We start from the raw sequence: 9256 nt of genomic DNA, 5'->3' as shown, positions 1-9256 counted from the left end.
CGCTACCGCGGCGACTTCGAGGAGCGCCTCACCAAGACCATGGAGGAGATCGCCCAGAACAAGGGCGAGTTCATCGTGTTCATCGATGAGATCCACACCGTGGTCGGTGCGGGCGGCTCGGGCGACGGCGGCACCGACGCGGGCAACATCCTGAAGCCGCGCCTCGCGCGCGGAGAGCTGCACCTCGTGGGTGCGACCACGCTCAAGGAGTACCGCACCATCGAGAAGGACCCCGCGCTCGAGCGCCGGTTCCAGCCGGTGAAGGTCGGCGAGCCCTCGATCGAGGACGCCGTGCTCATCCTGCACGGGCTCAAGCCCGCCTACGAGGAGCACCACGGCGTCGAGTACACGGATGCCGCGTTGCGGGCGTCCGTCGAGCTCTCGGCCAGGTACCTCACCGACCGGGTCCTCCCCGACAAGGCCATCGACCTCATCGACCAGGCCGGGGCGCGGCTGCGCCTGCGGCTCGGCGTGAAGACGGATGTCTCCGCGCTCATCGCGCGGCTCGCCGACCTCGAGGCGGACAAGAACGCCGCCGTCGGCGCCGAGCACTACGAGGAGGCGTCGCGCATCCGCGACGAGATCTCGAAGGTGCAGGCGAAGCTCGACGAGGTGACGGCCAGCGGCCGCGCCGCGGCATCCGCTGACCCTGTCGAGCGCTCTACCGTGATCGACGAGGCCGAGATCGCCGCGGTGATCTCGCGGGCCACCGGGATTCCGGTGAACCGCCTCACCGAGAGCGAGCGCGAGCGCCTCGGCGACCTCGAGGGCGAGCTGCACGCGCGCGTCATCGGCCAGGACGACGCGGTCACCGCGGTCGCCAAGGCCGTGCGCCGCAGCCGCACCGGCATGGGCGACGCGCGTCGGCCCGTGGGTTCGTTCCTGTTCCTCGGCCCGACGGGTGTCGGCAAGACCGAGCTGGCGCGTGCGCTGGCGTCGTCGCTCTTCGACGACGAGCAGGCGATCGTGCGCTTCGACATGAGCGAGTTCGGCGAGCGGCACACCGTGTCGCGCCTCGTCGGCGCCCCTCCCGGATACGTCGGCTACGACGAGGCCGGGCAGCTCACCGAGCGCGTGCGGCGCAACCCGTACTCGATCGTGCTGTTCGACGAGATCGAGAAGGCGCACCCCGACGTGTTCAACCTGCTGCTGCAGGTGCTCGACGACGGACGCCTGACCGACGGCCAGGGTCGCACGGTCGACTTCCGCAACACGGTGATCGTGATGACCTCGAACCTCGGTTCGGAGTTCCTCGCGTCGCGCTCGGGTGCGCTCGGGTTCGTGGCCTCCGCTGATGGCTCGGGCTTCTCGTCGCAGGACGACGTGCGCCAGCGGGTCATGGGCAAGGTGCGCGAGGCCATGCGGCCCGAGTTCCTGAACCGCATCGACGAGATCGTGCTCTTCCAGAAGCTCGGCGAGTCGGAGCTGGCTCAGATCGTGCGGCTCATGCTCGGTGCGACCGAGCGGCGGCTCGCGGCGCGTGAGGTCACCTTCGATGTCACGGATGCCGCGGTGGCGCTCCTCGCGGAGCGCGGTTACGAGCCCGAGTACGGTGCCCGTCCGCTGCGTCGCGTGATCCAGCGCGAGATCGACGATCGCATCAGCGACCTGTTCGTCTCGGGTGCGCTGGGCGACGGCGAGGGCGTGCGGGTGGATGCCGCCGACGGCACGTTCGACGTCGTGCCCGTGCCGCGCGCGACCGTGGAGGTGCCGCTGGCGGCGTAACGCCGCCACGCGGCATCCGCTCGGCGTCTTCGGTGCCGAAGTACCGAAGTACCGAAGTACCGGAACGTTCGTAGACGAAACGAAACGATCGAACGCCCGGCCCTCCTCGCGAGGGCCGGGCGTTCGTCGTGTTCCGGAGTGTCGTCCGCCGCCCCGCCCCCGAAGGAGGGCTTCCCGCGGTGGCGCAAAGCTGAGAGATTGTCAGCAATGCGTTCGGCGATTGCTGATCTCGGAATGGAGCGGCACCATGACGCGGGCAGGCGTGGACGGTGCTCGCACCGGGCGCTTCCTGCGAGCGGTCGGAAGCGTCTCGGCGATCGCGCTCCTGTTCTCACTGGTGCTGGTTGCCTCGCCGGCTCACGCGGCTGCACCCTGTCTGTCCGGATGGGATCGCCAGATGCCGACGGCGGAATCTCCCGACGAGGTGCCGTACCTCGACAAGATACTCGTCTGCGTCGAGGGCTCGACCGGGGCCGTCGTCGTGAAGAACAACAGCAACATGGTCTGGTCCTTCATCGATGCCGTCCCGGGTGATGTCTGGTACGAGCAGTGGTCAGAACGATCTGGCGCCTTCTACGAGATGTTCACGGAGTTGAACCTCTCGACCTCTCCGATCCTGGTTCCCGGTGATCAGGTCCGGCTCTTGGCCGACCGCGCGACGCGGTGGGTCATCGACGGACGCGCAAGCGTGCTGTGGGCCGGAATGGGCGAACTGTATTCGGTCGTGGCGGCCGCTCAGATCGGTGCGATCAAGGCGGCGGTGACGAAGGGCTCGCTGACGCGCAAAGCCCTCTGGACCTGCGGGAGCACCCTTGCGGAGTTCCTCGAGACGCGGGGCGATTCATCCGGGTCCATCACCGGCAAGCAGGTCGTGAAGGCCCTTGGACTCACAGCTGCGACATCGCTCTGTGCGAAGGACTGGAAGGCCGCAGCAGCCAAGCGGTCGTGGTTCCCCTCGTGGGGCGACGACCTCGTGGCGATCGGCAAGAGCGCCGAGGTTGCGAAGAAGCTCGGCACCTACGCCTCACGCGCGTCCCAGGCCGCCGAACTCTTCTGCGGGTTCATACCGCGATTCTGTTAGCGCATCGCCGTGCTCCGAGAACGGCGGCGCTCTGGTGGTCGCCTCCGGCCGCGCCTATGCTGACCGGGTCACAGCGGACTCGACGAGGAGTGGCGATGCGTTCGACGGAGTGGTCGGCAGTTGCAGGATCAGGATCGACGAGTCGTGGGCGTGATCGCGGGCGCAGGCGCCGCGCCGCGGCATCCGTCGCCGTGGCAGCGCTCGTGAGCGCCGCGCTCTTCGGCGGAGCCGGAGCCGCAGCCGCGAACGCCGCACCGAAGCCGACGCAGCCGTCGCAGGCCCCGGGTGCCCCGGGCGCCCAGGCGACGTGGACCACTGGCGCGAAGCAGGGCGTCGGCACCTCGACGACCACGGAGTCCAAGGTCTGGTACACGCTCTCGGAGGGCACGCTGGCCGAGGTCTACTACCCGCGCGTCGACGTGGCGAACAGCCGCAGCCTGGAGCTCATCGTCACCGACGGCTCCACGTTCACCGACCTCGAGTCGCGCGACACCACGCACGAGGTGAGCCTCGCCGACTCGCGGGCGCTCGTGTACACGCAGACGAACACCGACAAGGACGGCCGATACCAGATCGTCAAGACCACGTTCACCGATCCCGCCCGTGCGAGCGTGATCATCGACGTCTCGGTGCGGTCGCTCGACGGCGGGAAGTATCGGGTCTTCGCCCAGTACGACCCGTCGCTGGCGAACAGCGGGCGGCACGACTCCGCCCGGTTCTGGCGTGGCGCCCTCGTCGCAGAGGACCTCGCCGGCGACCCGGGCACGGGCGCCGAGCCCATCGCGAGCGCCCTCGTCGCCGACAAGGACTTCGTCGCGACCTCCAACGGGTTCGCCGGCGTCAGTGACGGCTGGACCGATCTCGCCGTCGATCACCGCCTCGACCACCGCTACGCGGAGGCCCTCGACGGCAACGTCGTGCAGACCGCCGAGCTGAAGCTCACCGGCCCGGCGAAGAACGCCTCGGCGACGCTCGTGCTCGGATTCGGGGCATCCGCCGACGCCGCACGCACGGCCGCGACCGCGAGCCTCGGCAAGGCGGGCAAGGGCGCCGACGCTGCTGCCGAGGCCTACGCCGACGGCTGGCACGACTACCTCGGCAGCGTGAGCGCGCCCCCGGCGAGCGTGGCGGGCGATGCGGCGCTCACCACCCAGTACCAGGTCGCCGCGATGACGCTGAAGGCGCACGAGGACAAGACCTATCGCGGTGCGAACATCGCCTCGCTCACGATTCCGTGGGGCCAGGCGCAGAACGCCAACGAGGCCGGCGTCGGCGGGTACCACCTCGTGTGGGCGCGCGACCTCTACCAGGTGGCGACCGCGCAGATCGCCCTCGGTGACTCGGATGCCGCGAACCGCTCACTCGACTACCTCTTCGACGTGCAGCAGAAGAGCGACGGGTCGTTCCCGCAGAACTCGCTGCTCGACGGCACGCCCTACTGGGGCGGCCTGCAGCTCGACGAGGTCGCGTTCCCGATCGTGCTGGCGTGGAGTCTCGGGCGAACGGATGCCACGACCTACGCCGACCACGTGAAGACGGCCGCCGACTTCCTCGTCGGCCACGGCCCGTCGACCCCGCAGGAGCGCTGGGAGGAGGAGGGCGGCTACTCGCCCAGCACCATCGCCGCCGAGATCGCCGGCCTCACCGCCGCCGCGTCGATCGCCGCAGCGAACGGCGACGAGGCATCGGCCGCCATCTACACCGGCGTCGCCGACGACTGGCAGCGCAAGGTGGAGAGTTGGACGTTCACCACCACCGGACCGCTCGGCAACGGGCAGTACTACGAGCGCATCGACGACAACGGCAACCCGAACGACGGGCACTTCCTCGACATCAACAACGGCGGCGGCGCCTGGGACGAGCGCTCGATCGTCGATGCCGGCTTCCTCGACCTGGTGCGCCTCGGCGTGAAGCCGGCCGCGGATGCCGCGATCATCGAATCGCTCCCCGAGGTCGATGCGACGATCAAGGTCGACTCGCCCAATGGCGCGCTCTGGTACCGCTACAACCACGACGGCTACGGCGAGAAGGCCGACGGGTCGCCCTACGACGGCACCGGCATCGGCCGTCTCTGGCCGCTGCTCTCGGGTGAGCGCGGCGAGTACGAACTCGCGAACGGCCGCCCGGCCGACACGTTCCTCCACACGCTCGCCGCGACCGGCAACGCCGGCTACATGATCCCCGAGCAGGTCTGGGACCGACCGGATGCCGCGGGCTTCGTGTTCGGCGAGGGCACCGGCTCGGCGACGCCGCTGGCGTGGTCGATGGCCGCGTTCGTGCGGCTCGCCCAGTCCATCGACGCGGGGCGGCCGATCTCGACGCCCTCCGTCGTGGCCGACCGGTACGCCGACGGCGCGCTTCCCGCCGGGCCGAGCCTCACGTTGACGGAGCCGGTCGCAGGCGCCGTCACCACGGCGTCGAGCGTCACGGTCGCGGGCTCGACCGACGCGGCATCCGTGTGGGTCTCGGCCGGAGGGCACGCCGTCGAGGCATCCGTCACCGGGGGCGCCTTCACCGCCGAGGTGCCCGTCGTGCTCGGCGCGAACACCATCACCGTGGTGGCGGTGGGCGCCGACGGCGGCACGACCGCCGTGCAGGTGGCGGTCACGTCGACGAACTTCGGCACGTCGGTCGGCACGGTCGACGACCCGTCGGGCGACGACCACGGCCCGGGCGACTACGTGTACCCGACGAACAGCGCCTTCAACCCGGGCGCGTTCGACCTCACGCAGCTCGGCGTCTACGACGACGGCACCTCGATCAACTTCGTCACGACGCTCGCGGGCGACATCAACAACCCCTGGGGCGGCAACCAGATGTCGGTGCAGCGGGTCGACATCTACGTGAGCACGGATGCCGCGGGCGCGGCCGTCGCGGCGCGGCCGGGCACGAACGCGACCCTCGCGCACCCGTACGACTTCGTCGTCGGCGGGTCGGGCTTCATCCGGCCGGCCGTGCGCGACGCGACCGACGCGGTGCTCGCCAACGCCAACCTGCTCGTGCTGCCGGCGACGCACCAGATCGCGATGTCGGTGCCGAAGGACGTGTTCGACGGGGTCGACCTCGCGGGCGCGACGTACCAGGTCGCCCTGATGTCGCACGCGGATCCGAACGGCGAGGGCACCGGAGGCATCCGGCCGGTCTACGACTTCGACTACTGGAACGCGAGCCCCGACATCGGCATGAGCTGGATCAAGGAGTACCGCTTCGGCGGCGGCGCCGGTGTCTGGACCGGCGACAACGACGCGCACGACACCGACACGCGCGACCCGAACACGATCGACGTGCTCGTGCCCGACGGCGCGACGCAGTCGACGGTGCTCGACTGGCGCGCGGGTTCGCCCGTGGTGCTGCCGTACGTGCCGCTGGGGTAGGCCCGCGTCTAGGTGCTCGGCACCCGGAAGAGCTCGGTGCGGGCGACGACGCGGTCGCGCTCGGCGGTGAGGGCGACCCGGCGCGGGTCGGCGAGGTAGGCGTCGAGCAACGCCTGGTTCGGCACCCGGTAGAGCTGCACCTCGACCGGGTGCTCCGGTCCGCGGTCACCGCGGGTGCGCTCGATCACCTCGATGCCGTAATCGGGCATCAGCACGAGCACGCGATCCTCGTAGGCGACGAGGTCGTCCTCGAGCCCGGGGTGCGCCCAGAGCAGGCAGCAGAGGGTGAACGGCGAGCCCTCGGCGGCGGCGGCGAGCGGGTCGGGATCGGATGCACCGTCACGCGCGATATCGGGGGAGCGGGAGACTTCACGGCGCTCGGCGTTCCACGACGAGCTTCCCCAGCGCAGAATCCCCTCGACGCCGGTGTATCCCGCGCTGTGCACGAACATCGCGATGACGGCGCTCGCGAGCAGCACGACCCCCGCGATCCAGCTGACATCCCAGAAGGTCGTCACGATGCCGGCGAATGCGGCGCCCATCGCGAGCGAACGGGCGACGGTGACGGTGCCCGACTTCGCGAGGCGGTGTCGGTAGAGCTCCTGCCAGTTCAGCACGATGAGCCCGGCGAGCATCGGGATGGCCGCCGCGAAGAGGATGATGCTCGCAAGCCCGAGCGGGGAGGGCTCGGCCTCCGTGATGAGGGGCTGCACCAGCACGATGCAGATCCCGACGAGGGCGCCGTACGTGAGGTTGTTCTGCCGCAGCCATTCATCCGCCAGGGCCGGCTCGCGCCGAAGCTCCTGCTCCACGTACTCGTCGTCCCGCATCAACGCCTCCGTTCGGTGACCATTCCGCGATTCTGGCAGCGGGCGGAGGCGAGGTCGACTACCCGAGGGCGTCGGCGTGCCGGTGCACGACGCGCCACTCCCCGTCCTCACGGCGGTAGACCTGGGTGGCGCGCAGGGTGAACGTGCGCGGCGTGCCGTCCATCGACGCCGAGATGCGCTCGTACCCGACGGTGTACGCCATGTCGCCGAGGAGGTCGAACGAGATCAAGTCGAACGAGTAGGCGGTGCAGTCCGAGAAGCTCGACGCGAGCACCTCGAACGCCTCCACGAGTTCGTGACGGTTCGTCGCGTTGCGCCACGCGCCGAGCACGCTCACCGGCTCCTCACTCGACCAGATCGCGCGTCTCGGGCGGTCGTCGCCATCGAACTGCGCTCGTTCGGCCTCCGCGAGCGAGGTGTGCACCCAGATCAGGAAATCCTCACGGTCATTCATGGGTTCAGCATCCTCCCCTCGGCCACGCGCCGCGAGGGTCGGATCAGCCGATCAGGGCAGACACCGATCACGTGAGCGGCGCTCAGGAATAGGATCTGAAGCGACCCGTGAGATGCAGTCATGCCAGCAGAACAGGGCGAGCGCGAGCAGCCGTACGAGACCGGTCCGACGACCAACCCGAGGCCGGTCTGGCGCCGAGCTGGAGTCTGGATCGGCGGTGTCGCCGCGGCCGCACTCGCCACCGTCATCGCCGGCGCGGTCACGCAGGGGTTCGGATGGTTCGCGACCATGGCGGTCGACTCGCAGGGCGACCCCGTCGACGTCAGGGTCGAGGCCGAGGCGGGCACCGACGACGTGGTCCTTCCGCGGGGCGCCACGCTCGCGTCGAGTGAGCTCGACCTGCTCGCCGGCCTCGACGCCGACGAGCAGGTCGGGTGGCTCGAGGCACACGAGCACGGCAGGGTCTCGGGGACGCAGCAGGTCACGCTGTACCTGACGGGCAACCGCACCGGCGAAGTGCGTGTCACCGACGTGACGACGAAGGAGACGTGCAAGCCGATCTCGAGGGGAACGCTGGTGCGGATGCTGAGCGGCCGCGGGGCGGGAGTCGAGTCCGAGGTCATGAACGTCGATGTCGGCCACGGGTCGTCGGATGCCTACGAGTACGACCCCAGCGGCGCTCCGCAGGACTACTTCCCCGAACGCACGATCACGCTCGCGCACGACGAGGAGGTTCCGCTCGTCGTCGACCTGGTGCCCGACTTCTCCGGGTCGACCTGCGAGGTGGAGCTCGAGCTGACGGTATGGGACGGGAGTGCGGAGCGACGAATGCCGGTCTCGGGCCCCGACGGTCCGTTCGTCGTCACGTCGATCGAGCTCGAAGAGGACGAGGGCGAGTACGGCACGGTGTACCTGGGCGGCGACATCTGCCGGCGGTACGTGACCGCGACGCCGGGCTGGAGCAACATGCCGCCGTGCGGTGAGGGGAACTTCGCCGAGCGGTGAGCTGCGGGCGGCGCGTGTCGCCGAAGCGTGGGTGGCAGCGGGACGGACGGCTGTGCCAGTGTGAGCAGCATCGTGTCGGATGCGACGAAGGGCAGCCATGAGCGACGAGTCGACGACCCCGGCACCGGCCGCACCCGCAGCGCCGCCGTCCGGCCCGCCCGCCGCGGCGCCCGCTCGCGTCTCGCGGTGGCGGCATCGGCCGTTCATCGAGATCGTCGCCGTGGCGATGCTGTCGGTGACCGCGATCCTCACCGCATGGTGCGGCTTCCAGGCGTCGAAGTGGAGCGGTGAGCGGGCGATCGCGTTCRCCGAGGCATCCGCTGCCCGCGTGGAGGCGACGGATGCCGACGGCGAGGCCCGGGAGGCGCGGATCGTCGACCTCATCATCTACGCCGAGTGGGTCACGGCGACGGCGCAGGGCGATACGGCGCTCGCCGACCAGATCGAAGCCCGGTTCACGCCGCACTTCCGCGTCGCCTTCGACGCCTGGCAGGGCGACGGTGAGGCCGAGCCCGGCCCGTTCGCCACCGACGCCTACGTGCCGCCGGGCAGCGAGAAATCCGCCGAGCGCTCCGCCTACGCGGAAGCGCGATTCGCCGATGCGCTCGAGGACACCGAGCGGGGCGACAACTACTCGCTGCTCACGGTGCTCTTCGCCCTGGTGCTCTTCCTGACCGCGATGGCCCAGCGCGACATCCACCACGTCGCAGCGTGGATCATGCTGGGGCTCGCGGCCCTGGTCGCGCTGTCCGGCTTCGCCGTGATGCTGACGTTCCCGGTGCGGCTC

At 70.1% G+C, this 9256-nt stretch carries 7 protein-coding genes; 5 read left to right on the top strand and 2 right to left on the bottom strand.

What is annotated here, in order from left to right; genetic code table 11:
• From AC1DY2_RS09810 to AC1DY2_RS09800, 3 genes are all read left to right on the top strand, one after another.
• A partial coding sequence (locus tag AC1DY2_RS09810) for an ATP-dependent Clp protease ATP-binding subunit (RefSeq protein ID WP_476762248.1) occupies positions 1-1725 on the top strand: 1725 nt, incomplete at its 5' end.
• Positions 1726-2122: 397 nt separating this feature from the next.
• A complete protein-coding gene (locus AC1DY2_RS09805; RefSeq protein ID WP_476762247.1) occupies positions 2123-2806 on the top strand; it encodes a hypothetical protein in 684 nt (227 codons plus the stop codon).
• A gap of 191 nt (positions 2807-2997) precedes the next feature.
• Positions 2998-6180: a glucan 1,4-alpha-glucosidase gene (locus AC1DY2_RS09800; protein WP_476762246.1), complete on the top strand. Its 3183-nt coding sequence runs from the start codon at positions 2998-3000 to the stop codon at positions 6178-6180.
• Between the two features lie 8 nt (positions 6181-6188).
• Here the strand turns inward: AC1DY2_RS09800 and AC1DY2_RS09795 are convergent, their stop codons facing one another.
• On the bottom strand, positions 6189-7010 hold the full coding sequence (locus tag AC1DY2_RS09795) for a hypothetical protein (RefSeq protein WP_476762245.1): 822 nt from the start codon (positions 7008-7010) through the stop codon (positions 6189-6191).
• Positions 7011-7068: 58 nt separating this feature from the next.
• Positions 7069-7464, bottom strand: coding sequence for a nuclear transport factor 2 family protein (locus AC1DY2_RS09790; protein WP_476762244.1), 396 nt, complete (start codon positions 7462-7464; stop codon positions 7069-7071).
• Between the two features lie 120 nt (positions 7465-7584).
• On the opposite strand from AC1DY2_RS09790, the gene AC1DY2_RS09785 reads away from it, so the two are divergent.
• Both AC1DY2_RS09785 and AC1DY2_RS09780 read left to right on the top strand, forming a co-directional pair.
• Positions 7585-8469: a hypothetical protein gene (locus AC1DY2_RS09785; RefSeq protein ID WP_476762243.1), complete on the top strand. Its 885-nt coding sequence runs from the start codon at positions 7585-7587 to the stop codon at positions 8467-8469.
• Between the two features lie 97 nt (positions 8470-8566).
• A partial coding sequence (locus tag AC1DY2_RS09780) for a hypothetical protein (RefSeq protein ID WP_476762242.1) occupies positions 8567-9256 on the top strand: 690 nt, incomplete at its 3' end.

This window comes from Agromyces sp. P1_H4 (genome assembly GCF_056405255.1).
The sequence above is the reverse complement of the archived record's forward strand: the minus strand, read 5'-3'. Positions and strand labels throughout refer to the sequence as shown.

Coding starts and splice junctions, on each gene's coding strand:
- AC1DY2_RS09805 (WP_476762247.1), top strand. CDS start 2,123: ATGCCGACGGCGGAATCTCCCGACGAGGTGCCGTACCTCGACAAGATA.
- AC1DY2_RS09795 (WP_476762245.1), bottom strand. CDS start 7,010: ATGCGGGACGACGAGTACGTGGAGCAGGAGCTTCGGCGCGAGCCGGCC.
- AC1DY2_RS09790 (WP_476762244.1), bottom strand. CDS start 7,464: ATGAATGACCGTGAGGATTTCCTGATCTGGGTGCACACCTCGCTCGCG.
- AC1DY2_RS09785 (WP_476762243.1), top strand. CDS start 7,585: ATGCCAGCAGAACAGGGCGAGCGCGAGCAGCCGTACGAGACCGGTCCG.